Raw genomic sequence first — 26,790 nt, 5'->3', positions numbered from 1 at the left:
GATGCCTCTATCGAAGGTAGCTGCGCAGCTTTGCCGAGACCAGGTCGCTGCCAAAAACCAGGGCCAGAATCACCAGCACGCAAGCGGCGGTGTTCTCGTACTCGAAAAGTTTCATCGTGGTGATCAATTCGAAGCCGATGCCGCCGGCACCGACCATGCCGAGGATGGTGGAGATGCGGATATTGGCTTCCAGGCGATACAACAGCGTGCCCAGCCAAGCCGGCAACACCTGCGGTAGGATCGCGAACAGGACGATGCGGGGCGTGTCGCAGCCAGCGGCGCGCATTGCCTCCACCGGACCAGGGTCGATCTCTTCGATCGCTTCGGCAAAGAACTTCCCGACCATGCCTGCACCATGCAACGCCAGCGCCAGCACCCCAGCGAACGGCCCCAGGCCTACGGCGGCCACGAAGACCAGCGCCAGGATGATCTCGTTGATGCCGCGCAGCAGGTTCAGTACCTGGCGGCTGGCGTGGTAGAGCCAGGGCCAGGGCGAGAGGTTGCGCGCGGCGGCCAAACTGAGCGGAATGGCCAGCACGACCGCCAGCACGGTCCCCAGTAGCGCGATCTGCACAGTCTGCAGGGCAGGACCGAGGAGGTTCTCACGGATGTACCCCAGGTTGGGAGGCAGCATCCGCGAGATGAAATCGCCAATCCACGGCAGGCCATCGATGAGCTGCCGCGGATCGGCGCCGGTGCCACGGATTGTCCAGGTCAACGTCACCAGGGCGGTCAGGCCAACCGGCAGCCACAGCCACCAACCCAACGGGCCGCGCGGCGGATTGGCAACGAAGCGATACTCACGGCTCATGGGGTAGCCTCGCGCAAGCCCGCCAGCCGTGTTTGCCGCAGCTCGGCGGCAGTGTGCATGACAAGGCGGGAGATGCGGTCGTCAGCCAGGCCCGGATAGATCGAGGCCACGATCGCAGGCGTCAACGCCTCGGGCGGACCATCAAAAACAATCCTGCCGCCGGAGATGCCAAGTATCCGTTGCCCGAATTCCATCGCGTACTCGATCTGATGAAGATTGCAGAGCACCGCAATACGGTTGCGCTGGCTTATCTGCCGCATGTAGGTGAGGATCGAGCGGGACGACTTCGGGTCCAGGCTCGCCACCGGTTCATCGGCAAGGATCAGCTCCGGCTCCTGCGCCAGGGCGCGTGCGATGCCCACGCGCTGCTGCTGTCCACCGCTGAGGCGGTCGGCGCGTTCGCGGGCTTTGTCTGCCAGGCCGACTTGGTCGATGGCATCCATCGCCAGCGCCAGGTCGCGGCGCGGGAACAACTGCAGCAGGCAGGCCCATAGCGGCACATGTGACATTCGCCCAACCAGCACATTCTTCAGCACCGACAGCCGGCTGGTGAGGTGATGCTGCTGGAATACCATGGCAATTCGCTGGGAAAGGCGCCTCGCTGCGCGCCGACCCTGGCCGATGCAAGGCTGTCCCTCGACCAGGACCTGCCCGCTTGTCGGTTCGGTGAGTTGCTTGATACAGCGCAGGAGTGTGGACTTGCCCGCGCCGGAAGGCCCGAGCACCACCACGAATTCACCCGGTGCAATGGAGAAGCTGATGTCCTCCAGCACCAGGTTTCCACCGTAGCGCTTGGACAGGTTGCGTACTTCAATCATGTGGATGCTCCAGATGGCGAACACGGCGCAGGACCGCGTTTGCGCATTGCAGTTATTCGCGCGCGAACTTGGCCGCGGCGCGGACGCTGTCGTAGGCCCGATCGTTGGTTTCCACATAGCGCGTCACCACGCCCTGGTCGCCGAACTGCATGCCCTGCAGCGACAGGAACGCCGCCTTGACCTTTGCTTTGTCCGCCGCCGGCAGATCCTTGCGCCACACCATCGGCGATTCGGGAATCGCCGCAGACCGCCACACCAAGCGGTAGTCGTTCGTGCTGATCTGGCCCTTTTCCACCGCGGCGGCAAGAATGCGGTCGGCGACGGTGGCGGCATCGACCCGGCGGTTCTTCACGGCCAGGATGTTGGCGTCGTGCGCTCCTGTATAGATGACATTCTTGAAGTCATCCTTGGGCACGATGCCGGCTTCCTTCAGCGCCACCATGGGAAACACATAGCCGGATGTCGAAGTCGGGTCGACAAAGGCGAAGTTGCGGCCTTTCAGGTCGGCCAGAGACCGGATGCCGCTTTGCGGCGTGGCGATGATCTGGCTGTGATAGGCGACGGTGCCATTCTTCCGCGTCTCGGCGACCGCGAAGGCTTCGCAGTTGGCGACCTGTGCAGCCTTGACGTAAGAGAATGGGCCCAGATAGGCGACGTCCACGTGCTTGGACCGCAGCGCTTCGATGACGCCGTTGTAGTCGGTGGCGACGAAGCCCTCCACCTTCACGCCGAGTTTTTTGCCCAATGCATCAAGCAGGGCCTGCGATTGCCTGATCATCGCGCGCGAGTCCTCGGAGGGAATCAGGGCGATACGCAGTTTGTCCAGGGCATGGGCCTGGGGCACCTGCAGGAGCAGGGGCAGACCCAGGGCCAGAGCGAATCTCGTCAACAGGTTCATGGCAGCCTTTGTTGGCTCGTAGAAAGGGGTGGCAGCAGCTGTCATGCTGCCGTCACGATGTGACAGCGGCATGCCATCAACGTTGGTTTTTGCGAATCAAGATTCCGGATTTCTGAATCAGCACGACTCAGAACACATACTGGAAACGGGTGCGGACCTCACTCCCCTCAAAGCGGTGCCCGGTGATGTCCTTGGCCTCGCCATGCATATAGGACAGTCCGAAGCGGGCGTTGCGGGTGGCATACCAGTTCAGGCCTGCGGTGTACTGGCGGCCGTCATAGATCTGCACAGGGGTGAGGCCGACGTCCGTATAGTTGCCATCGCCGGCCTCATAGCGTGCGACCACTTCCCAGGCCCCGACCCGTCCAGCGGGAGCGACGCGCCCGAACGCCCCGCCTGCATAGGGACGCGCTTCGCCGGTCAACGTCCAGCCGGCCTCAAGGTAGCCGCCATCCAGGTCCTGTTCGCCGCGCTCGCCAGACAGGTACTCGGCCTGCACGTGGAACGGCCCCTGGCTGTAGGCGCCTTCCAACCCGTAAACGACGAGATCCGCGAGGGCGGCGCTGCCTGGGCGATTCATGTAGCTGGCGCCGAGATGGAACACCGTAGTGCCGGCGAGATAGGGGCTCCACGTGGCGCGCCCGGTGAAGGCCAGACGTGCGAAATCGTCGCGACCATCACCCTGGCCTTCGTAAATGCCACCGCTGTAGCTCCACCGGGCTCCGCTGCCGCTGACCGATACGCCTGCCGAGCGCACCGGTGTCAGCAGTTCAGTCACGGCGCTGCGCTCCAGCGAGGCGGTGTCGTTGTCGCTTTCCACGCGCTCCAGGCCGAATGCTTCCTGCTGCTTGCCGATGGTCAGCACTGAGGCCTTGCCGAAGCCGCTGTACTGCACGTACAGATCCTCGGCGCTGCCACCTTGCGAGCCGTCGCTTTCGGCGACGTTGAACTGGATCTTGTAGCCCCAGTCGCCCGCGTTGCCCTTGACATCAAGACGGGCGCGACGCACGTCGAAATCTTGCGTGTCCACGCCATTGTCGTCGGAACGGGTCGCGTCGAAATCGTACTGAAGCCGACCGCCCACCTGGAAGTTGATGGTCTTGTCGGCATTGCTGACCTTGATGCCGCCGCCGTCGGCGGTGAGGTTGAAGATGGTATCGGCTGCCTGGGCATGCCAGGCAATGCTGCAGGCAATCATGCCCGTCAGCACGTTGATGCGGTGGAGCGTCATTGAGTGGTCCCCTTGGTTCTGAGCTGCGACGCAGCCGTGTCGTGTTGGGGCGGCAGTCTCGGCCCGCTTGGTGACTCACGGATTTCCCGGGGTTCGGGGCAACCGAAACGAGGTTATGGTTTTCTGAATTACAGGCCTCGCCGCTGTCATGGCGCACCGTTGTAATGCCACGGCCGGCGGAGGAAGTCGCACATCGTCGGCCTGATCGCCACCCCGATTCGACGAGGACTTTATGAAGACCATCTGCTTCACTGCCGGCATCGTGCTGCTGGCACTCACCAGCCCGGCCGCCTGGGCCGGCTCTCTGGATTTCTTCTCGCGCACCGCCAACGCCGCCATTTCCGGCTACAACAATGAGCACCTCACGGTGGCCACGCCGGAGCAATGCGCCAGTGCATGCATGGCCGATGCGCGCAGCGGCTGGTGTGTGTCCTTCGATTACGACAGGAACAACAACGCCTGCGACCTCAGCGACAAGCGGGCCAGCGATGTCGGGCTGAAAAACAACTACAGCGGCAATCCTTACGACCATTACAATCTGCGACCTGACCCGCTCTCAGGCTTTCAGCACGTCGCCAATGCCGCCATTCCCGGTTGGAACGACGAGTCACTCACCAGCGTCACGCCAGCGCAGTGTGCCGCTGCCTGCGGTAGTGACGAGCGCAAGGGCTGGTGCCGTTCATTCGACTACTACAAGCTCTCCAGCAAGTGCGACCTCAGCGGCAAGCGGGCCAGCGACGTGGGCGGGCTGAAGACCGACTATCCCGGCAATCCATACGACCACTACACCCTTCCTGTTGTCGCTGGCACGCCCAATCCCATTCCGGGCAATCGACACGTGTTGTTCATCGGGATCGACGGGCTCCGGGGCGACGCCCTGCGTTGCGATGGCTGTGCCAAGCCGCCGACGCTGATGGAGCTGATGGACGAAGGTGCGTTCCATACCAACGTACTGGCGGGCGGCAGCCAATCCACCTTCAGCGGCCCGGGCTGGGCCAGCGCGTTCACCGGCTTCTGGGCGAACCGGCACGGTGTGACCTCCAACGATGCCAACCTGCCGCTGCTGGAGACACACGTTTTCGACCTGATCAAGCTGAGTTACCCCGGCGCGACGACCGCGGTGGTGGGCGATTGGTACAACATCACCCACAACCTGGCGCCGGCCACGGCCGACGCAGTGCTGGCCAATGGACCGAAGTACTCACAACAGGCTACCGACCAGGTCAAGGCCTGGCTCTCCTGGACCCATGCGCCCACGGCCATCTTCTACTACCTGCACAACGTGGACATCCACGTGTGCTGCTACGACCCGCTCAGCGCCACCTACCAACGCAAGATCCTTGACGAGGACGCGCAGATCCGCCAGGTGCTGGATGCGCTGGCCGCACGACCGAACTATCTGCAGGAGAACTGGTTGATCGTCGTTGCTTCCGACCATGGTGGTACCGCTAGCGGTCACGGTGGCCAAAGCGCAGCCGAGCGCGACAGCCTGCTGATCCTGGACAACCGCTACGGGAAGCCCAATGGCACCGCGTACTGCCGCGGCGATCTCAGTGCCGCCACGCTGACCCAGATCGATGGCGCTACGCCGCACATCCTGGATTTCCTCGGCATCCCCAACCCCAGCGAGGGTCGCAAGCACCCGTTCTGTGGTGCCCCAGGCTGAGCCGCTGGATGCACCAGACGACAACCGAAAATCCGCTGTACAAGCCTGACGAGTTTCTGCAGCAGCACCGCATGCCTGCTTGATTCTCCACGCGAAGCCATTGGTGATGGCTGCAACTGCTCACCGCATGTGGCCAAGTGAGTCGGCACCGTACGGACAAGTCTGGTGCCCGCAGGCGGGGCATGCGCAGCATTCTGGACCGGGAATATTGTGATCAGCTGCGCATTGTTCAGAGATGGTGGATCTTCACGAGCACATCGGGCGCTCGCAGCGAGACTAAGCCTGTAATGATCGGTCCTGTTCCGTCACATCAGCCAAGGAAACCGGAGATGCGAATGAAGATTCAGAAGCGCTTGGTTCTGACCTGTCTGGCAGTAGCCATCGGCCAGGCGCTGCCATTGGCAGGCGGACTGGGCGTTGCCATGGCGGACGTCGTGATCGATGGCGATGTATCGCCGCCGGATATCCCACCAGAGGGCGGCATAGTCGCCGGACCCATCATCATCGGCGACTCCGGCCAGGGTTCGATCAGCCTGCAGACCGGCGACTCCGTCTTTACCGATGGCGACGTGACGTTCGGTGCGCAGGCCGGCTCAACGGGCACCGGCATCTTCGGGCCGGGTACTGCCTTCGGCAGCGATACCTCGATCTATGTCGGTTACGAGGGCAATGGTTCGTTGACCCTCACCGAGGGCGCGAACATGCTCAACAACAACTACTTCGGCATTGGCGATCAGGCCGGCTCGGTTGGCAATGTGACGCTTGACGCCTCCTCAATGCAGGTCGGTGGCGAACTACGCATCGGCAACGGGGGCAGTGGCGGCCTTTCCCTTAGCAACGGCTCGACCGTAACGGCGGGCTACATCACCATCGCAGATCAAGCGGGCTCGCAGGGAACGGTCACGCTCACCGGCGCGGGAACAACGCTGAGCACCGGCGGGCTTTATGTAGGCCTTAGCGGCGGCGGTTCACTCAACCTGGGTGATGGCGCCACCGCATCCTCCAGCGACTACATCGGCATCGGCGATCAGGCCGGGGCTGTGGGCATGATCAGCCTTTCGGGCCAGGGCACGGCGCTGACAGCCGCCGGCAACATGTACGTGGGTTACGCGGGCAATGGCACATTGGACATGGGCGCTGGGGCGACTGCGGGCACCAGTGCCGATCTGGTGATCGCAGACCAGGCCGGCAGCATCGGCCAAGTGAAACTGGATGGGCTCGGCACAGCGCTGAATGTCGATGGCACCACCTACGTTGGGAGTTCCGGCGAGGCTTCGATCCAGCTCGCCAATGGCGCCGGCTTCACGTCGAGCGAGCTGCTCATTGGCCAGAACGCTGATGGCGTCGGCCGGGTCCAGCTGGATGGGCAGAACACCACGCTGGCCACGGGTGACATTTACGTAGGGAACTCTGGCAACGGGGCCTTCGCGGTCAGTGGTGGCGCCGTAGCGACGTCCGACGGCGTGCTGCGCATCGGTTCGGATGCCGGTGCAGTCGGCACTGTTTCTGTCGCCGGTGCGGATTCTGTACTGATCACCAATGGACTTCTGGTTGGCGATTCCGGCAATGCCAGCCTGGAGCTTTCAGATGGGGCGGTCATGCAGGTTCAGGGCGGGGCCAACAATGTTGCCGAAGAGAGCGGATCGACTGGCAGGATCACGTTGCGTGGCCCATCGACCTTGCTCGACTTCACCACCACATTGGCAATCGGACGCCTGGGTGATGCCACGCTGGAAATGAGTGATGGCGCCGGCCTTCAGGTCGCCGGTGCCTTCTCTGTTGGCGGGTTCGCTGGTTCTTCGGGAACAGCCACGCTGACGGGGCAGGGGACATCGCTGACTACTGGCGGACCGGCATTCATCGGCTTCGCTGATGCGGCCACGATGAACCTCTCGGGAGGCGCCAGCTTCACGGCGGAGAATCAATTGACACTGGGCCTGCAGGCCGGCTCCCAAGGCACGCTGGTGCTGGAAGGAACGGACACGGCACTGACAACCGGCACCGGCGGATTGGTCATCGGCAATGCTGGAAAGGGCCTGCTGACCGTCGGTGACCGCGCCAGCCTGCAGAGCGATGGGCCAATCGTTTTGGCATCACAGGCCGGCTCGGAAGGCACCCTGGCGCTGGATGGAGCGGACACTACACTGACAACAGGCGCCGGCGGATTGGTCATCGGCAACGCCGGAAAAGGCCTGCTGAACGTAGGCGGCAACGCCAGCCTGCAGAGCACCGGGCCGATTGTCGTGGCCTCACAGGCGGGCTCGGTTGGCGAGCTCGTCATCGGCAGCGCGACGGGTACCGCACCTAGTGCGGCTGGCGCGGTGGAGGCACCAGCCGTCGACTTCGGTGCGGGCACCGGCAAAATAACGTTCAACCACACTGACAGCGCCTATGCGTTCGCACCCGGTTTTTCCGGTAGCGGCAGCATCGACCATCTTGCAGGCACCACCTTCTTCAATGGCGACGGCGCGGCGTTTACCGGCACCACTACTGTGCAGGGTGGTTCGCTTTATGTGAACCAGGCTTTGGGCGGCACGATCGGCGTTCAATCCGGCGCAACGCTGGGCGGCAGCGGTAGCGTGGGCGCGCTGACCGTTGCCAGTGGCGGCACGGTCAGGCCGGGCGCGGCAACGTCGCCGGGCTACCAGACACTGACCGTGATGGGCGACTATCACGCACAGGCCGGCTCGGTGCACTTGGCCGAAATCAATGCCGCGCAACCTGGGCAGTCTGATCTGCTGAAGGTCCAGGGCACTGCGACGCTGGACCCGGGCAGCGTGCTGAACATCCAGTTCGCCAATACCGCCGCCGGCTTCACGCCAGGTACGCGTTACACCCTGCTCAGTGCCGATCAGGGGGTTACCGGTACGTACACGTTGTCAAACAGCCTGCCGCAGTTGTCGGCCGTGCTGGGGCTGCAGGCCGGTTACGACGGCCAGAGCGCCTATGTCGATGTCACCCAGGTCCGTTCCCTGCCCGAAGTGGGCAGCACACCGAACGAGCAGGCCGTGCTGGTGGCTGTCCAGGAGCTGCCCGTCACCAACCCCGTCTATCTGACCGTCATCAATCAGCCTACCGATCTGGCGGTGCGTGAGCGGGCCGTGGAACTGTCCGGTGAGGCCTACGCCAGCGCACAGGCCGCATGGATCGACCACAGCCGTTACCTGCGCGAAGCAGTAACTGGCCGCTTGCGGCAGGGCGAAACCGGTCCTGGCGCATTGAGGGGCAGCGAAGACACGCCGTGGTCGTTGTGGGCACACTTCGTCGGCGCGTGGGGGCACCTGGATGGTGACAACGGGACCGCGCGCGTGAAAAGCACGGTCAGCGGCGTCATGGCCGGTGCCGACCGACAGATTGGTGAGCAGGGACGAATCGGCCTGGTGGCAGGATCGACTCACACGTCGCTGAAATCCTCGCGCATGGTGCGCAGTTCCGGCGACGACGTCACCTTCGGGCTGTACGGTGGTGCCGGGATGGGGGCGTTCAAGCTGCGGGCAGGCGTGGCCGATACGCGGCAAAAGCTGGATGTGGACCGCCAGGCCAGCCTGCTCGATGGGAGCGGGTTTGTCACCGGGCAAGCGAAGGCCCATCTGGGCCAGGCGTTCGTCGAGGTGGGCTATCCGATTGGCTCCGAGACGAAATCAATCGAGCCGTTTGCCCAGGTGGCCTACGTGCGTTTGCGCACCGACGGTTTCCAGGAACAGGGCGATACGAACGCCCTGGTAGTTGACGATGCCCGCCATAACACCACGCTGACCACGCTCGGCGCACGGGGCACCTGGAACGGCACGCTTCAGGGCGACGCGTTCTCGCTGCACGGCGCGCTGGGGTGGCGGCACGCTTCGGGCTACGTCGATCCTTCAAGCAGCCTGCGCTTCGCCGAGGGCACAACGAATTTCGTTGTGAATGGTGTCCCGCTCTCGCGCAATGCCGCCGTGGTCGATGTGGGCATGCTCTTCCAGATCCGGAAGAACCTGACGTTTGACATTGCCTACAACGGCCAGCTTGCCAGCGGGTCGTCGGACAATGCCATCAAGGCAACGGCTGTCTGGCAGTTCTAATGGCCTGACGATGACATGGGCAGCCTGTCGATGGTCCTTCGCGGCCGTCGGCGGGCCACCCAATATTTGTTGTCGGCAGCACGGCCCGACAGCGCGTCTTTCCCCTGTACAAATCTGGCGACCCAGACTGTAATTGATCCTTTCAGCGCAGGAGCGCATCCATGGTTGCACACGTTCGTAGACGCCTGATCGCCCCGGTACTTTTCTGTCTGGCTGCCTTCCCGCTCAGCGCAGCAGCCGCAGTTCCATTCTTCAATGGCAGTTGCCCAGGCGGCTTGGATGTACACGCCGATGCTGGCGGCCCGGTCTATGTTCAAGGCCGGGAAACGTCTCTCAAGCGCTTCAATGACAATTACTACGAAGCCCGCGATTCCCGCAGCGGCGTGACCCTGTCCATCAGTGCTGCGGCAGATGGCGGTGTCCAGCTTTCGTACACGGGCAAGGGCGGAGCCAACGGTGTCTGCCAGGTAGATGGCCCCGTCACTGGAGAGACAGCGCAGCCCCATCATCGCAGCCATCGGGACGATGGAAATCTCCCCTCCGAGGTGACCTGCGAATCCCGCGACAAGGAACAGACGTCGTGCGATATGGACACGTCCGGCGACGTGCGGATTCAAAGCCAGCTCAGCCACGCCCGCTGCGTCGAAGGCCAAACGTGGGGTTTGTCGCGGCACTCCGTTTGGGTGAGCGGCGGCTGCAGGGCGGTGTTCCGCAATGTCTCCAAGGCAGGACGGCTTTCCGGCGCCAGCAGCGATACCCTCCTGGGGGCCTGCAACGCACGCAAGGGCGATCAAGGTGCGCTGGTAACGAAGGTGCCGGTTGGGGAAACGTCCAGCGAGCTGATCATCGACTATCCAGACGGGCGTTTTCTCTGCATGGTGACCAACGAAGGCCAGGTTCTTAGCCAGTCGGCAATCAGGAAGCGCTGAAGCGTTGCGCAGTTGGAGGCGGCGAACTCACCTGCTTCGGCAGGGAGCTGCTGAGAGCCCTCAGACAGGGAGGTGCATTGATGAAAGCCGTCGTGCGCGCCTCATCCGTCAGAACTTTATTTGTGTGCATATCGTGTGTCTCGCCGATGTTGACAGCATCCTCAGGCAGCGACGTCGGCAGCCACTTGATTCACCCATTGCTTGTCTCGAGACGGCGTCATTGCGGTCTGCATACTCGGCGCTTGAGCTCGCAGACGCTAGCCGCTCTTGCTGGCCAGATAGTGTTCTCCCCACACCTTCATTGCTTCCAGCGTCGGCGCCAGCGTGGTGCCCAGCGGCGTCAACGTGTATTCAACACGCGGCGGAACTTCTGCAAACACTTCGCGCCGCACGATGCCGCTTGCCTCAAGCTCGCGCAGCTGCAAGGTCAACGAGCGCTGGGTCACGCCGCCGATCAGCTTTCGCAGTTCCCCAAACCGTTTGGTTCCGCTCAGCAGGTAGTGAACGATCAACGGCTTCCACTTGCCGCCGGCGATGTCGACGGTCACTTCTACGGCACATCGGTACTCAGATGGCAGGTCAGGGGGCATCACCACTCCAATAGGATACTTTGTATCCCTATATATACAAAGTGTGCCTGGTTGTAAATTAGCCGCTTGCCTCTGATAGTGCTGGCCCGGAAGGGAACCCCTTCGCAATCAGAGAGAAAACGCATGAGAGCTGCGTATTACGACCGCCAAGGCCCGGCTGATGAGGTGCTTTACGTTGCAGAGCTGCCCGCCCCACAACCGGGGCCGGGCGAAGTTCGGGTTCGGGTGCACATGTCGGGGCTCAACCCCACAGACCTCAAGGCCCGCACAGGATTCTCCGCGCCGATGCCCTTTCCACGGATCATTCCCCACCAGGACGGTGCCGGTGTCATCGATGCGGTCGGCGACCCGGAAGAGGTGGGCCGTATAGGCCAGCGCGTATGGATCTATGAGGCCCAGTACGGCAGGGCGAGCGGGACAGCTGCGGCGTTCGTGGTCGTGCCGGCTGGGCACGCCGTGCCGCTGCCCGACGATGTCTCCTTCGAGGTGGGTGCATCGCTGGGTATTCCGGCACTGACAGCCCATCGCTGCCTCTTCGCGGACGGCGACATCAACGGCCGAAGGGTGTTGGTGCAAGGCGGGGCAGGGGTGGTCGGCACCGCCGCCATCCTGCTGGCAAAGTGGGCGGGCGCCTGGGTCGCGGCCACGGTCATGAATGCCGAGCAGGCCATCATTGCCCGGGCGGCCGGAGCGGATCTGGTGCTGGACCGTCTCAATGACGATGTCGCCAGCGCGATCAACGCCCATACCCGCAACGCGGGCGTGGATCGCATCGTAGAGGTCAATGTGAAGGCAAATCTCGACCTTGATCTGGCATGTCTCGCCTCTGGCGGAGTCATCAGCGCCTATGCGACTGCGCAGGCAACCGATGAGCTTTCACTGCCACTGTTGCGTGCGATGGTGCACGGATGCGTGCTCCGCTTCGTGTACATCTATTCGGTCCCCCAGGAAGCGAAAAACAACGCGATCAGGGACATCACTGCGTGCCTTGCCAGTGGTGCCTATTCGCCCCATGTCGGCTTGAAGGTGGATCTGCAGAAGATCGCTGAAGCGCACCAGGCGCTTGAAGCCGGGTCTGTGATGGGGAAAGTTCTCATCGCCATCTGAGCGATACGTTCGCTGCCACGCGCCCCTTGCAGTCGGCAGGTGATGCGGTTTGCGGGGCCCGCAGGGCGGGGCCGCACATCCCCTCACCACATTCACCTCGCAGCAGCGAAAATGCGTCCTTGGGCGCACTCCAAGGCGCACAGCTCACTGCCTGCAGGAACGCAACGATGTCCAACAACCCTTTCGGTGAATCCTCATGCGCTGCCGCAGCCAGCGGTTGCGTGGAGGTGCGCGGCGCGCGCGAGCACAACCTCAAGAATGTCGATGTCTCCATTCCGCGCAATGCACTGGTGGTGTTCTCCGGGGTGTCGGGGTCGGGCAAGTCGTCGTTGGCCTTCGGTACCGTCTTCGCTGAGGCGCAGCGGCGCTACTTCGAATCCGTAGCGCCATACGCGCGGCGCCTGATCGACCAGGCGGGCGTACCCGATGTGGATGCCATCGACGGGCTGCCGCCAGCGGTGGCCCTGCAGCAGCAGCGCGGTGCCAGCAATGCACGTTCCTCGGTGGGCAGCGTGACCACGCTGTCCAGCTTGGTGCGCATGATGTACTCGCGCGCCGGGGCGTACCCGGCCAACCAGCCCATGCTGTACGCCGAGGACTTCTCGCCCAATACGCCGCAGGGCGCCTGCAGCACCTGCCATGGCCTGGGGCATGTGTACGAGGTGACCGAAGCGCTGATGGTTCCGGACCCGTCGCTGAGCATCCGTGAACGTGCCATCGCCTCGTGGCCGCCGGCATGGCATGGCCAGAACCTGCGCGACATCCTGGTCACGCTGGGCTACGACATCGACATACCGTGGAAGAAGCTGCCGAAGAAGGACAGGGAGTGGATCCTGTTTACCGAGGAAACGCCAACCGTGCCGGTCTATGCCGGCTTCACGCCCGCAGAGACTCGCGCCGCACTGAAGCGCAAGCTGGAACCCAGCTACATGGGTACCTATACCGGTGCGCGCCGCTACGTGCTGCACACCTTTGCCAACACCCAGAGCGCGCTGATGCGCAAGCGCGTTTCCCGCTACATGGAAGGCAAGCTGTGCCCCGCCTGCCACGGAAAGCGCCTGAAGCCGGAGGCACTTTCGGTCACCTTCGCCGGTGTGGATATCGGTGAGTTCATGCGGCTGCCGCTGGACCAGTTGGCGGATCTGCTGGGGCCCATCGCGCAGGGCGATTTCAGCGCGCACAGCCGCGGCGCGCGTACCAGCGGTAGCGCCACGAAACGCGATCGCACGCAGCGGGCTGCAAGCGGCCGCCCTGTCCATGCTGGAGCCCCCGACGTGCGGCTGACCTCGGCCCTGTCGGAAGAGAAGCGCTTGGCCGCGCAGCGGCTGGCAGGCGGGGTCATGACGCGTGTACACCAGCTGCGAGGCCTGGGCCTGGGATATCTCTCGCTGGATCGAGCCACGCCCACCCTGTCGGCCGGCGAACTGCAGCGTCTGCGGCTGGCCACGCAGCTCAGCTCGTTGTTGTTTGGCGTGCTGTACGTGCTTGATGAGCCCTCGGCCGGCCTGCACCCCGCCGACAGCCAGGCGCTGTACGACGCGCTGGACCGGTTGCGCGACGGCGGAAACTCGGTGTTCGTTGTCGAGCACGACCTGGAGCTGATGCGCCGCGCGCAGTGGCTGGTGGATGTTGGCCCGGAGGCGGGTGAGCACGGCGGGCGCGTTCTCTATAGTGGCGAGCCCGACGGCCTGCGCAAGGTCCAGGAATCGCGCACCGCCCGGTATCTGTTCGACCAGGTGCCTGCGGCCGCCAGCCGGCAGCGCAGCGCCAGCAACTGGCTGGAGCTGAAGGGCATCCACCGCCACAACCTGCAGGGCGTGGATGCGCAGGTGCCGCTGGGGTTGCTGACCGCAGTGACCGGCATTTCAGGATCGGGCAAATCCAGCCTGATGGCGCAGGCACTGCCCGAGCTGGTGCTGCTGCACCTGGGGCATGAGCCCGAGGACAACAGCGCCGAGAGTGCGCCCACCGACGCGCCGACCGTGATCGAAGCGACCCGAGGCCGGTTGGCCGGCAATGTGGATGCCATCCAGCGGGTAGTGCAGGTGGACCAGAAACCCATCGGCCGCACGCCACGCTCCAACCTGGCCACCTATACCGGGCTGTTCGACCACGTGCGCAAGCTGTTCGCCGCTACGCCCGCCGCGCGCCGTCGGCGTTTCGATGCCGGCCGTTTCTCGTTCAACGTGGCCAAGGGCCGATGCGAGACCTGCGAAGGCGAAGGTTTCGTCAGCGTCGAACTGCTGTTCATGCCCAGCGTCTATGCGCCGTGCCCCACCTGCCACGGCGCGCGTTACAACGAGGCCACGCTGGCCGTGCTGTGGAATGACCGCAACATCGCCGAGGTCCTGCAGATGACGGTTGAGCAGGCGCATGCGTTCTTCATCGAGGAGGAGGCCATTGCCCGTCCGCTGCAGTTGCTGCAGGAAATCGGCCTGGGGTACCTGCGACTGGGTCAGCCGGCCACGGAACTGTCAGGCGGTGAAGCACAACGCATCAAGCTGGCGACCGAGCTGCAGCGCAGCCAGCGTGGGCGCACGCTTTACGTGCTGGACGAACCCACCACCGGCCTGCATGCATCGGACGCGGACAGGCTGCTGGTGCAGCTGCAGCGGCTGGTGGACGCGGGCAATACGGTGGTGATGATTGAACATGACATGCGCGCGGTTATGCAGGCGGACTGGGTGATTGACGTCGGACCTGGCGCAGGCGCTGCGGGCGGCACCATCGTGGCGAAGGGAACGCCGCAGCAGGTAGCGCGCGCCAAGGGAAGCAGGACGGCGCCGTTCCTTGCGCGCGAGCTGAGGCAGGGTGGGTGAGGCGGTGGCGTCGCCGGGGTTGTACTACTACCTCCGCACGCCACACCGCGCATCCTCAGGTACATCGCCAGCAAGCGTCAGCAGCAGCCGATCCTGCAGCGTAGGTTCCTGCACGCCAGACAGGACCTGCTCCAGATAGCTCAACGGCACCAAGGACCATTGCAGCGTGGCCTGCAAGGGGAAGATCGCAGGCGCCCGATGCTCGGTGCCCAGCGCAACCCGGATCAGCAGAAGCGGCGGCTGCCTCTCTACGTGCAGCACCGGCACACCCTTGCACTGGATCTGGAAGGAAGCCGAACCGGACGTCCCATCCAGGAACTCGAAACCCTCCCGCGCCCGCGCCTCCGCGAATCGAAGCGCGTGGCGTCGCAGCGTCCAGAATGTCTCATCGGGTACATCACGGTACGCGAGCACTTCCGGCTCAACAGGCTCTGGCGAATGGATCTGTACTGCAACGACCAGCGCCAGAAAGACCGCCCACATCACGCCGTGGCGCACCTTCATTTCAGGCCCCACCGAAGTGGTCCTTCACTCTGCCGGCTTCAGCCGTTCGCTTGCGTGGGCTGCAAGCCCCAGGCCGGCCATGATCAGTCCTTCCATCACCCGATCGCCGACGTATTGCTCTGGCTCACCATTCTGGCGGGTACGTTCTGCGGCCAGTAGTACTTCCAGCACCACGCGCAGGCCTGTCAGCGAACAGTCGGCATCGGCCAGTGCCATCTGCCTGCCATGCAGCTGGTGCCGCTCTGGCCAGGGCTGGCCGTTGGCGGCCACGCCCGAGCCGATGCTGTGCAGCAGCGCGATGAAGGTGTTGGGATCCACGGTAGGCCCGGCCGAGGGCGCCTCGTGGATGGGCTGTGGGGCGGGGGAGTAGGTCATGGCGGGGCTCCTTGCGTGCAAGCAGAAGCCGCCACCGATAAAGGTGGCGGACGATGCGTGGCTCGAAAACCGGGTCTTTGTGCAAAACCGGCGGGCACAAGGCCCCCACGCACCGCCCGCCATAGCCGGCAGACGGATTGCCAGCCGGCACCACGCAACGGTGGTGCCGGCTGGCAAGCGCAATCAAGCACAAAGACACGGGTTTTCGACGCCCGGCCACCCGCTATCGGTGGCATGGCAAGGAATACGCCCGGTTGCGCGCGATGCCAATACAGTAAGGGCAATGCCGTCACCGTATCCGACGTTTTCAGAATCGTTGTATGGCGGGGAAGGGCGCTAGAGGCTTGGGCTGCAAGGGCTGTCGGCGGTATCGATTTGTGGTGATATTTGGCGCGGATGCCCGGACGGGCGCGCCGGGAGCAAGGCAAATACGTCACCAGTCGAAACCGGGTCAGGTGGATCGGCGCATCTCTCAATCCGCGTGGCTGCCACGCTCAATTCCTGATCCTAACTACCCACGGGCTAGTAGAATGTGAGCCTACTTACATACTTGGGAGGGGGGTGTATGGGTGACGGCTATTTGACTGTGGGTTGGATAGGGATCTACGTGGCGGTATTCGCCATCGCTGTCTCGATAGGCATCTACGCACTTCAGCGCAAGATCTCAGCAATTGGCTGTGGTTTGGAGCTATCTAGTCATCTGGTTTCAGTGAAGGAAGTTGCCCAAGGGGCCGTGGAAATACTGTTCCATGGGGAGAAGGTGAGGGACGTGGCGATCTATAGGTTCTTTCTCACCAATTGTGGAAGGATGCCCATACCTGGGGCGGATGTAGTTCATCCAATTGGTGTTTCCCTTACGGGCGGAGCTCGCCTGCTGAGCGCAAACGTTGGTTACTGTAGTCCACCGCAGCTGAGCGAGCACGTTGAGCTCAAGATTAATGAGCAGGGATTCTCAGTGCATACCGCAGTGCTGAACGCGGGTGATGAGATTGCGGTTGACCTGATCGTTGCAGGCTATGAGTCCCATCGAATTGAGGGGCGCGTCCAGGGCATCTCAAAGTTCAAACATCAGACAATGGAGTCCCGTTCCCGGATATCTCTATTGACCGCCATCGCCTTCATGAGTGCCGGCGCCCTGGCTGGCACGGTCGTGATAGCTATCACTGGGTCAAAACCGCCCTCGGAATTGCTTCAGAATATCCTGGCTCCCGCAGGCGCAGGCATCTTGGGCTTCTCCGCGTCTTGGCTTGCAGGCTCGTTTCTTGCGAAGAGCAGGCGCGATGCATTCGGGAAATAGGAGTTCTCATAATAGATGCGGGGAGCATCGACGGATGCATGGGAGTTTCCCGGATAAAAGGAGGCTTGCTGATGAACTTCGCCTCTTCATCGGAGACCAACCATTCTTAGCCTTTCTCCAAGATGAACTGCATAGGCACTTCATGGGACGGGAATTTAACGCTAGCGAGGAGATCAGGCTTCTGACTTCATATCCCGACTATGGGGATTCGGTTGTTTTGGCGACCACCTAGGTAGAGAGCCTCTGCTCCCTCCCATGGAAGTATCAAGTATGCATGCGCTCTTACAGACCTCGTTCGTTCGGTCATTGATAAGGGGCAGCGATTGCTTGAGGGCCGTGAGCGAGGAAAGGAAGACCAGGGGGGGGCGGCGCTTTTTGGCGCCGACAGGTGCTTGGCGCCCTAAGGCACTACGTGCGCGTGCGTAACAAAGCAGGGCACCAAGGCAAAAATCTCGATGCCACACGCACTGACTGAGGTCAGGAAACGCCCCATGAGGATGTTCCCGGAGACGCCGCCTTACCCTGCAAGCTTCTAGAGTAGGCGAGCTTAGCGATTGCCGCCCCAACGGATGCCAAACAAAAGATATGGATCTCGAATACTCAACCGGTGTTGCTCAGCATTCCAATCTAGCTTGTCGGAGTTTGAACGGTCGTTTACAAGTCTTGCCATATGGAAGCATGAATCCGAAAAGTGAGGACTATCGCTCTTGCAAAGTGCCGCAACTCTGACCTGCATGTCAGAGTAGCTAAAGTGGAGCTTCGGCGGGTCCATTGCGATGGCCCTGACCAATATCTGATAAACGTCCTCAGCCGTATCGTCCTTCAACACGTATGCTTTTCGTGGGTTGCCGCGAATGAGTGGGCCTTCCCGCATTACGTTGATCGTCGTGCTGAAGTCAACGACCTTTGATGCCGCATTGCATACCTGGGCGAGAAATCCTCTTTCGTCAGGAATTTGTATTGGCCGCTCAGCAGTCTCTGACGCGCCAATTGCATAGCACGCCTCTAAGCAGAGGGATTGCATAAGCTGCGGAGATCCGGCTGCCTCTTGTGCCATGGAAAGTGCAAAGTCGTCCGAGCAGACTACGTTCAGCGTCACGAAACCCTGCTTTGCAATAGCAACAAGCTCGTCGTCTGACCAGTACTTGAAGTTAAAGTCTACAATCCGACCTTGAAGATCGTCGTTGGCGCGTAGAACATCTTCCGATCGAAACGGAACGGCAGCCGTCGCTATCCGCACACCTGCTTCGACTGCGCGCTTGATCTGCTGTGCGAGAGCGGTTTGGACATCCGTTGGGATGTAGTGGAAATCGTCGACGAAGATGGTAAGTCCGCTATTCGCCAAATCTGCTATGACTACTTGCAACAGATCGATTGCCTTTGTCTGAGTCAGTGAGGCCTCAGAAGATTTTCCTCGACTCACCTCTCCATTCGCTTTGGCCTTGGCGACTAGGATGCTGCCTTCCACCTCGCCGGAGACTTTGTATCCCCCGGACATGACCTCAACTCTCTCGGCGGATTGCCCCGTGTCGCTCCCAATAGCATGAAGTATGCGTGTCCACAGCAAGTCGGGAGAGGTGACGCCAGCCCCGGTAACGATAACGGTGTTCTCGGTGCCTGCGGCGCTCTTAATGAAGACGGTTTTCCCCGACTTTGAGGGCCCGACGACGCGGACAAGCTTTCCGCCTTCTTCAATCGCACGATCGTACGTTGTCTTCATCCCCTTGAGATGATCCGTAACCAATGTGACTGTCGGTAGCCGCTGCGGGGTAAAAACGTCCGTTGCCTTCATCAGAAATTCCCCTTAAGAAGTGGATATGAGATCGTTGGGCTATCAAGTTCGCATCACAATTTGAATTCGGCAGGTTCTCCCAGCCACCCTCAATTCGACGGAAGAGCATTCCATTGATGCAGCGCAGATTCTGCACTTTCTGGGATGGCTGTACCAGCTGACGCTCGGGAAGTGCCGATGGCACCGAACTAACAGCCGTCGGCGCCTCAGTCCTCACCGTCGACGACTGCTAAGCGGCCTCGATGGCTCGCCGCAAACCTTCAAACCGCTCACTCCAGGCACTGTTAATGCCGCCAACCGCAAGCACTCCGATGGTTGCAAGATTCACCAGCGTCAAAATCCGGTGGTCAGCCGCGGGAAATTCCAACGCTTCCGCTCAATCGGCGGAAGGTGCTCACCACACGCGCGCTGGCGAGGCTCATGTAGAAGACCTTGAGAGCCAAGCCAGAGCCGGAGCCATTGCCAAGCAGAAGACACGAACGCTGCCGCAGCCTGAAACAGCATTTCGCATAATGTATATTATGTTCTCAGCGACTGGGCATCCGACGCGTCTTCCAACCGACCGCCCCAGGACACCCCAGCATCACCGCAGCTTCTATCTCCAGCCATCCAGCCACCGCAGCCTTGGTCGCCGGCAGCGCCCAGACTCACAACAACTCATCCTTGTAGCACCGCCAACCACGGGTCGGCACGCTCAACCCCCCATCAACCATGCGCACCTCACCGGGCGAGCGTTGAATTCTGAGCGTCACCCACGCCCTAAGTCCTGCAGAATTCACCGCCCAGCAATCCCGTCGCCGTGACGCGTCACGTTAATTGATCCCTTCAGGCCCATCGACCGCCTCGACTTTGGGCCGGCACCCTCGGTGCTGGCGTCCAGCCAGCGCTATGCATTGTCAGCGTCCGCAGCACACGCAGCTCGCGCGCGCCTGCGGACGCAACTCAGAAGTTGGTGGACGCATCAGGCTACTGCACCGCGCTCACGCCGTGTCATTGCCGACACAAGACTTCAACTTCTACCAACTCCGCTCTAGGAAAAGTCTCAAAAATCGAACGTTTTCGATGCTCGACGCGACAGCAGCGCCAGAATGGGCACCACGCCACTCGGCGCTGACAACACTGCTGCGCATGAACGGATTCCCTGCACCGCGCCGGCTTCGCCTGGCGCTGCTCGATGACCATGACGTCGTCCGCCGCGGCACGGCCTTTCATCTCGGCAACGACAGCCGCTTCGAGATCGTCGCCAGCCACAGTGACAGCCAGGCCTTCGTGCTGGCCCTGCAGCAATGCCACGCGGATGTGGCCATCATCGATATCACCCTGGCGCCGGGTGATATCAGCGGCGCCGAGCTCGTCCAGCATCTGCGACAGGCGTTGCCGCGGGTAACGCTGCTTGGCTTCGCCGGGCAGAACTCGGTGGCGATCATCAACCACCTGCTGGATGCGGGAATCAGCGGCTTTGTCGGCAAATCCGAGCCTTTGGCTGAACTCTCCGAGGCGGTTGTGCGCGTCTCGCAAGGGCTTTGCCGGATACCGCCTTCGTGCAAGTTGCTGACGCCCTGCGATGCCCTGAGCCGTAATGAGCGCGAGGTCATTCGATTGGTTCTGGACGGGCTGACCGTCTCGGAAATTGCCCTGCACCGGCATCGCAGCGTGAAGACCGTCAGCACGCAGAAGATTGCCGCGCTGCGCAAGCTGGGGCTGCGCAACGACGCGGAGATCTTCGCCATGCGGCAGCAGCTGGAGGCCCTGTGACCGCGCTGTTCAAGCGCGTCCGCAATTGCCTGCTGCTGGCGCTGCTCACGCTGCTTCCCTGCACGTCCGCCGGCGACATCCGGCACGGAGAATGGGCGGCTGGACGCGAGGTCCGGGTGGCTGCGGGCCCCACGCTGCATCCCGCCCCCGAAGATGCTGCCGACCCCGAGGTGCTGCAGACGCTGGCGCATGGCTATGCCGCGCTCGTTGCCCGCCATTCCGGCCTGACCTTCATCGAAGTTCCTTTTCCCAGCACCCTCGCCGCGATGGCCGCCGTCTGTGAGGGACGGGCCGATCTTGTGCTGGCGATGGGTGCTGACGATGGGGCGCACCTGCCCTGCCCCAGCCTGGCGCCATCGCGCAGCTTTCATGGCGGCGCGAGCGTGCTCGCCGGCCGCATCGGTGAGCGTTTGCCGCGGCGGTTTGCCGATCTCGGTACGTTGCGCATCGCTGCTGTTGAAGGAGGCCCCTACCCAGCGTGGCTGGCACAGCACCACCCTGCAGTGCCTGTACTGCCGCACCCCAGCATGCGGGCGGCATTGGCTGCCGTGGATGCCGGCATTGCCGACGCTGCGATCGGCCTGGAATCCACTGCAGGTGCGATAGCACGGCGTCACTTCTCCCACAGTCTGCGGCTACAGACAGTTGATGCCGATTTTTCGACACAGCTGCATCTGCTCGCCCGGCGCGAAGACCAGGCGCTGCTTGATCGTATCGAGGTGGCACTGGATGACATCACCATCGAAGAGCATGCCCAACTGCTGCAGCGCTGGGCCCGGCAGACGCTGCCGGCCGCGCTCGGCCAGAAGGTGCGCGAAGGCCTCGATGGCACCGCGCTCTGGCTGTTGCCAGCCGCAGCCCTGCTGCTGGCATTCCCGTTGCTGGCTGCACGCAGGCTGCGCCAGCAGCAGGGTCTTGATCAGAAGCAGGTGCAGATGACGGGCATGATCAGCCATGAGGTGCGCAATTCCGCCCAGGCCGTCATGGCGTCGATCGACCTGCTGGGCCAAGCGCCACTGCCAGCCGGGCAGCGCGAGCTGGTGGCCGCTGCGGCCACTGCCAGCCAGACATTGCGCGGATTGCTCAACCGCACGCTGGACTTCTCTCGCCTGGCCAGCGGCACTTTCCGGCCAAAGCAGGTGCCCTGCAACGTCCCTGCGATCTGTACGCAGGCGCTGCAGGCCATTACGCCCCTAGCGCAGAAGAAGGCGCTGAGCTTGCAGCTCCGCGCACCGCAGATGCCGTTCCCGATGATGGCAACGGACCCGGACTGCCTGCGCCAGCTGCTCGACAACCTGCTCGGCAATGCCGTCAAGTTCACCGACGTAGGCGGCGTTGAACTGCGCCTGCAGCTGGATGCGCCCACGAAGAACGCATCACTGTTGATAGAGGTCATCGACAGCGGCATCGGCATCGCGCCAGCGCAGATGAGCACCCTGTTCGAGCCCTTCCGGCAGGCCGATGCAGGCAGGCAGCGCGGCGGCAGCGGCTTGGGACTTTCCATCTGTCGCACGCTGGCCGAAGCCATGGCCGGCACCCTGGATGTCCATAGCGTACATGGCCGTGGCAGCCGCTTCATTCTTCGCCTGCCCATGCGGCAGGTGCAGGAAGATGCGCCTGCCACTACCACTGCGTCCGCCCTGCCCCGGCTGGCCGGTATGCGCATCCTGCTGGCGGAGGATCACGCGCTGACCCGACAGGTCATTGCCGCCCAGTTGCGGCGCTGGGGCGCGACGGTGCAGGAGGCTGCCAATGCCGAAGATGCCTTGGCAGCCCAGGGGCAGGCGCCCTGCCCGCTGGTGATGCTGGACATCGGTCTGCCGGGAATGGATGGCTACGCGCTGGCCCGGCAATTGCGGTTGCATGAGGCAGAAGGCGCGCCGCGCGCCCGGCTGATCGCGCTTTCCGCCTTCACTGGCGACGACCACACGCTGCGCTGCCAGGTTGCCGGCATCGACGCGGTGTTGCTCAAGCCGTTGCAGGCCGACGCGCTGCTGCAGGCGCTGGGCCAGCCTGTGCCCGGCCGTGCCGTCGAGAGCACTGCCCGCGAACTGGTGGCCGCCTACGAAGAAGATATCGATCGCGAGCTGCAATGCCTGCATGAAGCGATCGCTCGTTGCGATGCCGCGCAGCTGCGCCATCATGCGCATCGCCTGCAGGGCGTGCTGCAGATGCTCAACGCGGGCGGCATGGATGCACGCGCCGGCGAACTATGGGAGCTGGGCGATCGCGTGCCGCCCCTCTGGGGCGATGCGCGCCAGCTACTGGCCGAGCTGCGAACGTGGCGCGGCTCCCGGGGCTCGAGAGCCGCGCCGGCGCCCTGAATCAGGCGGCGTTGCGGCCTGCCTGGCGGCGGGTCAGGTCGTTGAAGCGACCCAGCGACATCAGGTGCTGGTGGATCAGCGCCAACCAGCCGTTGCGGTGCCATTCGATGACGGTCGCATCCGGCAGCGCAATGAACTTCTCGACATCGACGACGAAGAAGCCGTTGAGGTTGAACTCGCGACCATCGGGCAGGCGCACGGTTGCATTGCGCTCGACCAGCAGGCCGTTGTCGACCAGTGCCTTGGAGAATGCCTGGGTCTGTTCGTGCTCGCGGGTGAACTGGCCGCAGAACTCAAGCGCCTGCTGCACCATGTCGGTGGCCTTGCCATCGACAAACAGCGGCTGGCCTTCTTCGCCGCCACGGACGATGCGCGGACTCTCTTCGTCGATGCCGAGCAGGAAGTCATTGTCCGCGCCGGTGTCGATGAAGATGAAGGGGTGGCGGCGCAGGTAGGCCGGGATGTAGGTCTCGTCGTCCCACAGGCCATCGGTGATGAACAGATTGTCGGTGGTTACACCCACGGCGGCCATCGGCACCGCGCTCGGGCCTGCGAACAGGATCGGGAAGTGGTGCAGCGCCAGCGAGAACTCGCCCAGCACCAGCGGGATGGAGTTGCTGCTGGCAGCGAACTCGAGCTTGCCCGGCAGGATGCGCAGATCGGCGTGCAGGTCTGCCTGCAGCGGCACCGGACGGGTGTAGAACAGGGGCGCGCTGCTCGGCGCAGCTTCGGTGGTGGTGTCGCTGGTGGTGGTCATCGTGGAAACCATGTCGATCATGCGCGCCTGCCATCCCGGGCGCGCCAGCGGGAACAACCTGAATCCCGCATTATCAACAAGGCAGGTGACAACGGCCACCCCGCGGCCGACTTATTTCAGCTGCAACGGGTAACGCTGCCACAGTACGTGGACCAGGAAGCCGGCCAGTTCGGTGTCGCGCGCACTGACTGCCGCACGGATCTTGTCCAGCAGGACCATGTCGCTGCAGTGCCGCACATCGGCATGGTTGGCCTGCCCTGCGCGGCGCGCTCGATAGCGTGCGGCCCGCTGTGCGTCGCTCATTGCGTACCCGAACTTGGGCGGCCGACCGCGTTTGCGCGGCAGGGTCAGCTCCAGGGTTCCGGGATCATTGTCATCACGCATGGGCAGGGTGCGGGCGGCGGCAAGCAACGGGGGGTGCGCAATTTATCGTGAGGCATCACTTTAATCCAGCTTTTTCTGCAGTTTTGTTGCAATGCAGTGCCGTGCGTCGCGCACGAAGGGGACACATCCACGCATGGCGTGGATCTACTTCCCTGGGTGGATACGCGCCATGCGTGGTTACGGCCCCGCCAGCACACAAAGAAAGGGAGCCCGCGAACGGACTCCCTTGCGCTTTCTTTACGATGCACGCACCGGCTCGTAGCCATGCAGGTGCGATTCGCTGCTGGCGCGTCCCTGGCTCAGCGAACGCAGCGAGGTCGTGTAACCGACCAGCTGCGCCAGCGGCGCGAAACCACTGACTTCGGCGCGACCGTCCTGGTCGTCAATGCGGGCGACGCGGCCATGGCGACGATTCAGATCGCCCACCACGTCACCCACCGAGGCGGACGGCGAATGCACCGTCACCGCCATCACCGGCTCCAGCAACTGCGTGCCGCTGGCCGCCAGCGCGGCCTTGATGCCCTCGCTGCCCGCCCGATGGAACGCCATCTCCGACGAGTCCTTCGCGTGGGTCTGACCATCCACCAGGCTGACCTCGATGCCGACCACCGGATGACCCTGCGGGCCTTCCGACAGCGCGGCACGAACGCCCTTCTCCACCGCAGCGATGAAGTTGCGCGGCACCACGCCGCCAACGATGCGGTCATTGAACACGACCTCGCCGTCGTCGCGCGGCACCACATCCAGCACCACGTGCGCGAACTGGCCCTGACCACCGGTCTGCTTGACCAACCGGCCCACAACACCTTCAACGGCACGCTGCGGCGTCTCCTGGTAAGCCACGCGCGGCGCGCCAATGCCGATGTCCAGCTTCCATTCGCTGCGCAGGCGTTCGACCATCACTTCCAGGTGCAGCTCGCCCATGCCCCAGGCCAGGGTTTCACCCGTGTCGCGATCGGTTTCCACCCGGAACGAGGGATCTTCCTGGGCCAGGCTGGCCAGACCTTGCGCCAACCGGATCAGATCAGCCGCACGGGCCGGCTCCAACCGCCATGCCAGCACCGGGGCCTGCGCCTGGATGCTCTCCAGAAGCAACGGCTGCCCTCGCCCGCTCAGCGTTTCACCGCTGACCGCATCCTTCCAGCCCAGCACCGCCACGATGTCGCCGGCCATGGCCTGCCCGATGTCCTGGGTCTGGTCGGCCTGCACACGCACCAGCCGGCTGATGCGACGCCCTTGCGGGTGCTGCGAGCTGGCCACGTTGTCGCCCACCTTCAAGGTGCCCGAGTACAGCCGCACGAAGCTCAACGCGCCGTGCTGCTGGTGGGTGATCTTGAACAGCAGGCCCGCCAACGGGCCGTCCGGGTCCGGCGGCAGCAGGACGTCGCCGCCCTCGCCTTCAGCAGTGACCGCAGGACGATCCAGCGGCGACGGCAGGTAATCGACCACCGCATCCAGCAGCGTTTCGATGCCCTTGTCCTTGAACGCAGCGCCGGCCAGTACCGGCACGCCCGCGCCCGCCAGCGTCGCGCGACGGATCGCTGCGCGCAGCATCGCCGCGTCGATGTCACGGCCTTCCAGCCATGCCGTTGCCAGCACATCGTCATGGTCGGCCACGGCTTCGACCAGCGCATTGCGCTGCGGCTGCCATTGCGCGCGCTCGGCGTCGCTCCATGCCGTCACCGTCGCTGCGCCTCCGTCCTGCCAGTGCAGCACGCGGCCATCGACCAGGTCGACCCAGCCATGGAAGTCACCTTCGCTGCCCAAAGGTACGCCCAGCGCCCAAGGGCGCGCCCGCAGCTTCTCCTGAAGCTGCTCCAGCACGCGATCGAACGAAGCGCCGATGCGATCCATCTTGTTGACGAACGCAATCAACGGCACGCCATGCCGGCGCGCCTGGCGCCACACGGTTTCCGATTGCGGCTGTACGCCGTCCACGGCCGAGAACACGGCCACGGCACCGTCGAGCACGCGCAGCGAGCGCTCGACTTCGATGGCGAAGTCGATGTGGCCGGGTGTGTCGATCAGGGTCAGCTGATGCAGCGGCAGATCGCGCGGCGCCCATTGCGCGTGCACGGCAGCGGCGCCGATGGTGATGCCGCGCTCGCGTTCGATCGCCGAGAAGTCGGTGGTCGCGTTGCCGTCGTGCACTTCACCGACGCGGTGGATTTCGCCGGTCTTCCACAGAAGGCGTTCGGTAAGCGTGGTTTTGCCAGCGTCGATGTGGGCAATGATGCCGAGGTTGCGAAGACGCGACAGAGTATGGGTGTTCATGAGATGGGTTCCTGCTGGGCCAACTTCGGGGGCCGCACACCCCGGTTGGCTACAGGGTGTGCGGCTGGCGTTCGGTCTCGGCGATCTGGTGCATGGCACGTTCTCCTTGCGGTGGAGCGGGTTGAGGGATGGAAAGCGGAAACGAAAAGAGCGCCCCGGAGGGCGCTCTGTGGATGGTCCAGCGAAGGCCGCGATCAGCGGCCTCGTGGGGCTCCAGGCAGACACGCCCGTTCCGCGCTTGCGCGGGTCAGGGTGAAAAACTTCAGGAGCGGCATCCGGTTCATGCGGCGCATTCTAGACCTGTGGATCTGGTGCGCAAGTGAATATTGCGCGCATGGATGGAACGATGAGCCCCAAAGTAGAGCCACCCCCATGGGTGGCTGCAACCCAGGACGCCA

The 26,790-nt window shown here is 63.4% G+C and carries 19 protein-coding genes; 8 read left to right on the top strand and 11 right to left on the bottom strand.

The features are described 5' to 3' along the window. Positions 1 to 7 precede the first annotated feature (7 nt). Genes phnE through ACEF39_RS10230 form a run of 4 tightly spaced genes read right to left on the bottom strand, consistent with a single transcriptional unit; the run spans position 8 to position 3,758 of the window. On the bottom strand, positions 8 to 811 hold the full coding sequence (phnE, locus tag ACEF39_RS10245) for a phosphonate ABC transporter, permease protein PhnE (RefSeq protein ID WP_500287871.1): 804 nt from the start codon (positions 809 to 811) through the stop codon (positions 8 to 10). Beyond that, entirely contained in the window at positions 808 to 1,629 is an 822-nt protein-coding gene (gene phnC, locus ACEF39_RS10240) for a phosphonate ABC transporter ATP-binding protein (RefSeq protein ID WP_500287870.1), read from the bottom strand. The genes phnE and phnC overlap by 4 nt, the downstream gene beginning before the upstream one ends. Positions 1,630 to 1,681: 52 nt before the next feature. Then, positions 1,682 to 2,599: a phosphonate ABC transporter substrate-binding protein gene (gene phnD, locus ACEF39_RS10235; protein WP_500287869.1), complete on the bottom strand. Its 918-nt coding sequence runs from the start codon at positions 2,597 to 2,599 to the stop codon at positions 1,682 to 1,684. Between the two features lie 55 nt (positions 2,600 to 2,654). Beyond that, complete coding sequence (locus ACEF39_RS10230) at positions 2,655 to 3,758, bottom strand: OprO/OprP family phosphate-selective porin (protein WP_500287868.1); 1,104 nt, start codon at positions 3,756 to 3,758, stop codon at positions 2,655 to 2,657. 232 nt (positions 3,759 to 3,990) lie between these two features. Between ACEF39_RS10230 and ACEF39_RS10225 the strand changes: the two genes are divergently transcribed. The 3 genes from ACEF39_RS10225 to ACEF39_RS10215 all read left to right on the top strand — a co-directional run bounded on the left by ACEF39_RS10225 (position 3,991) and on the right by ACEF39_RS10215 (position 10,414). Further along, positions 3,991 to 5,424, top strand: coding sequence for a PAN domain-containing protein (locus ACEF39_RS10225; protein ID WP_500287867.1), 1,434 nt, complete (start codon positions 3,991 to 3,993; stop codon positions 5,422 to 5,424). Between the two features lie 335 nt (positions 5,425 to 5,759). Beyond that, positions 5,760 to 9,485, top strand: a complete 3,726-nt coding sequence (locus ACEF39_RS10220) for an autotransporter domain-containing protein (RefSeq protein ID WP_500287866.1) — start codon at positions 5,760 to 5,762, stop codon at positions 9,483 to 9,485. A gap of 161 nt (positions 9,486 to 9,646) precedes the next feature. Then, the gene (locus tag ACEF39_RS10215; RefSeq protein ID WP_500287865.1) at positions 9,647 to 10,414 is read left to right on the top strand and encodes a DUF3011 domain-containing protein; all 768 of its coding nucleotides are present in this window, start codon (positions 9,647 to 9,649) and stop codon (positions 10,412 to 10,414) included. Between the two features lie 257 nt (positions 10,415 to 10,671). Here the strand turns inward: ACEF39_RS10215 and ACEF39_RS10210 are convergent, their stop codons facing one another. Then, a complete protein-coding gene (locus ACEF39_RS10210) occupies positions 10,672 to 10,962 on the bottom strand; it encodes a winged helix-turn-helix transcriptional regulator (protein WP_318263542.1) in 291 nt (96 codons plus the stop codon). A gap of 165 nt (positions 10,963 to 11,127) precedes the next feature. Here ACEF39_RS10210 and ACEF39_RS10205 point away from each other — a divergent pair, with 165 nt between their 5' ends. Together ACEF39_RS10205 and ACEF39_RS10200 are read left to right on the top strand one after the other, a co-directional pair. Next, complete coding sequence (locus tag ACEF39_RS10205; RefSeq protein WP_500287864.1) at positions 11,128 to 12,111, top strand: NADPH:quinone reductase; 984 nt, start codon at positions 11,128 to 11,130, stop codon at positions 12,109 to 12,111. A 167-nt stretch (positions 12,112 to 12,278) separates the two neighbouring features. Continuing rightward, positions 12,279 to 14,930 (top strand): excinuclease ABC subunit UvrA, encoded by a 2,652-nt coding sequence (locus ACEF39_RS10200; protein WP_500287863.1) that lies wholly within the window; start codon positions 12,279 to 12,281, stop codon positions 14,928 to 14,930. Positions 14,931 to 14,957: 27 nt separating this feature from the next. Here ACEF39_RS10200 and ACEF39_RS10195 read toward each other — a convergent pair whose 3' ends face one another. Both ACEF39_RS10195 and ACEF39_RS10190 read right to left on the bottom strand, forming a co-directional pair. Then, positions 14,958 to 15,434 (bottom strand): hypothetical protein, encoded by a 477-nt coding sequence (locus ACEF39_RS10195; RefSeq protein ID WP_500287862.1) that lies wholly within the window; start codon positions 15,432 to 15,434, stop codon positions 14,958 to 14,960. 24 nt (positions 15,435 to 15,458) lie between these two features. Continuing rightward, positions 15,459 to 15,809 carry a hypothetical protein gene (locus tag ACEF39_RS10190; protein WP_500287861.1) on the bottom strand — a complete coding sequence of 117 codons (351 nt, stop codon included), beginning with the start codon at positions 15,807 to 15,809 and terminating at the stop codon, positions 15,459 to 15,461. Positions 15,810 to 16,374: 565 nt separating this feature from the next. Here ACEF39_RS10190 and ACEF39_RS10185 point away from each other — a divergent pair. Beyond that, entirely contained in the window at positions 16,375 to 17,106 is a 732-nt protein-coding gene (locus ACEF39_RS10185) for a hypothetical protein (protein ID WP_500287860.1), read from the top strand. Positions 17,107 to 17,653: 547 nt separating this feature from the next. Here ACEF39_RS10185 and ACEF39_RS10180 read toward each other — a convergent pair. Then, on the bottom strand, positions 17,654 to 18,898 hold the full coding sequence (locus ACEF39_RS10180) for a hypothetical protein (RefSeq protein WP_500287859.1): 1,245 nt from the start codon (positions 18,896 to 18,898) through the stop codon (positions 17,654 to 17,656). A 1,062-nt stretch (positions 18,899 to 19,960) separates the two neighbouring features. Between ACEF39_RS10180 and ACEF39_RS10175 the strand changes: the two genes are divergently transcribed. Together ACEF39_RS10175 and ACEF39_RS10170 are read left to right on the top strand one after the other, a co-directional pair. Further along, positions 19,961 to 20,653 carry a response regulator gene (locus ACEF39_RS10175; RefSeq protein WP_500287858.1) on the top strand — a complete coding sequence of 231 codons (693 nt, stop codon included), beginning with the start codon at positions 19,961 to 19,963 and terminating at the stop codon, positions 20,651 to 20,653. Beyond that, on the top strand, positions 20,650 to 22,977 hold the full coding sequence (locus ACEF39_RS10170) for an ATP-binding protein (RefSeq protein ID WP_500287857.1): 2,328 nt from the start codon (positions 20,650 to 20,652) through the stop codon (positions 22,975 to 22,977). Before ACEF39_RS10175 ends, ACEF39_RS10170 begins: the two co-directional genes overlap by 4 nt. A 1-nt stretch (position 22,978) precedes the next feature. On the opposite strand, the gene ACEF39_RS10165 is transcribed toward ACEF39_RS10170, so the two are convergent. The 3 genes from ACEF39_RS10165 to fusA form a co-directional block, all read right to left on the bottom strand. Continuing rightward, positions 22,979 to 23,734, bottom strand: a complete 756-nt coding sequence (locus ACEF39_RS10165) for a SapC family protein (RefSeq protein ID WP_500288004.1) — start codon at positions 23,732 to 23,734, stop codon at positions 22,979 to 22,981. 111 nt (positions 23,735 to 23,845) lie between these two features. Then, a complete protein-coding gene (locus tag ACEF39_RS10160; protein ID WP_025877210.1) occupies positions 23,846 to 24,118 on the bottom strand; it encodes a hypothetical protein in 273 nt (90 codons plus the stop codon). A gap of 237 nt (positions 24,119 to 24,355) precedes the next feature. Further along, positions 24,356 to 26,392, bottom strand: coding sequence for an elongation factor G (gene fusA, locus ACEF39_RS10155; RefSeq protein WP_500287856.1), 2,037 nt, complete (start codon positions 26,390 to 26,392; stop codon positions 24,356 to 24,358). Positions 26,393 to 26,790 lie beyond the last annotated feature (398 nt).

The sequence above is a fragment of the Stenotrophomonas indicatrix genome, assembly GCA_041545745.1.
Lineage (GTDB): Bacteria > Pseudomonadota > Gammaproteobacteria > Xanthomonadales > Xanthomonadaceae > Stenotrophomonas > Stenotrophomonas indicatrix_A.
The sequence above is the reverse complement of the archived record's forward strand: the minus strand, read 5'-3'. Positions and strand labels throughout refer to the sequence as shown.

Excerpts from the sequence above, each read along its gene's own strand:
- phnC (WP_500287870.1), bottom strand. The coding sequence starts at position 1,629 with ATGATTGAAGTACGCAACCTGTCCAAGCGCTACGGTGGAAACCTGGTG.
- ACEF39_RS10160 (WP_025877210.1), bottom strand. The coding sequence starts at position 24,118 with ATGCGTGATGACAATGATCCCGGAACCCTGGAGCTGACCCTGCCGCGC.
- fusA (WP_500287856.1), bottom strand. The coding sequence starts at position 26,392 with ATGAACACCCATACTCTGTCGCGTCTTCGCAACCTCGGCATCATTGCC.
- ACEF39_RS10185 (WP_500287860.1), top strand. The coding sequence starts at position 16,375 with ATGGGTGACGGCTATTTGACTGTGGGTTGGATAGGGATCTACGTGGCG.
- ACEF39_RS10200 (WP_500287863.1), top strand. The coding sequence starts at position 12,279 with ATGTCCAACAACCCTTTCGGTGAATCCTCATGCGCTGCCGCAGCCAGC.
- ACEF39_RS10225 (WP_500287867.1), top strand. The coding sequence starts at position 3,991 with ATGAAGACCATCTGCTTCACTGCCGGCATCGTGCTGCTGGCACTCACC.
- ACEF39_RS10215 (WP_500287865.1), top strand. The coding sequence starts at position 9,647 with ATGGTTGCACACGTTCGTAGACGCCTGATCGCCCCGGTACTTTTCTGT.
- ACEF39_RS10220 (WP_500287866.1), top strand. The coding sequence starts at position 5,760 with ATGAAGATTCAGAAGCGCTTGGTTCTGACCTGTCTGGCAGTAGCCATC.
- ACEF39_RS10165 (WP_500288004.1), bottom strand. The coding sequence starts at position 23,734 with ATGACCACCACCAGCGACACCACCACCGAAGCTGCGCCGAGCAGCGCG.
- phnD (WP_500287869.1), bottom strand. The coding sequence starts at position 2,599 with ATGCCGCTGTCACATCGTGACGGCAGCATGACAGCTGCTGCCACCCCT.
- ACEF39_RS10205 (WP_500287864.1), top strand. The coding sequence starts at position 11,128 with ATGAGAGCTGCGTATTACGACCGCCAAGGCCCGGCTGATGAGGTGCTT.
- ACEF39_RS10230 (WP_500287868.1), bottom strand. The coding sequence starts at position 3,758 with ATGACGCTCCACCGCATCAACGTGCTGACGGGCATGATTGCCTGCAGC.
- ACEF39_RS10190 (WP_500287861.1), bottom strand. The coding sequence starts at position 15,809 with ATGACCTACTCCCCCGCCCCACAGCCCATCCACGAGGCGCCCTCGGCC.
- phnE (WP_500287871.1), bottom strand. The coding sequence starts at position 811 with ATGAGCCGTGAGTATCGCTTCGTTGCCAATCCGCCGCGCGGCCCGTTG.
- ACEF39_RS10175 (WP_500287858.1), top strand. The coding sequence starts at position 19,961 with ATGCTCGACGCGACAGCAGCGCCAGAATGGGCACCACGCCACTCGGCG.
- ACEF39_RS10195 (WP_500287862.1), bottom strand. The coding sequence starts at position 15,434 with ATGAAGGTGCGCCACGGCGTGATGTGGGCGGTCTTTCTGGCGCTGGTC.
- ACEF39_RS10180 (WP_500287859.1), bottom strand. The coding sequence starts at position 18,898 with ATGAAGGCAACGGACGTTTTTACCCCGCAGCGGCTACCGACAGTCACA.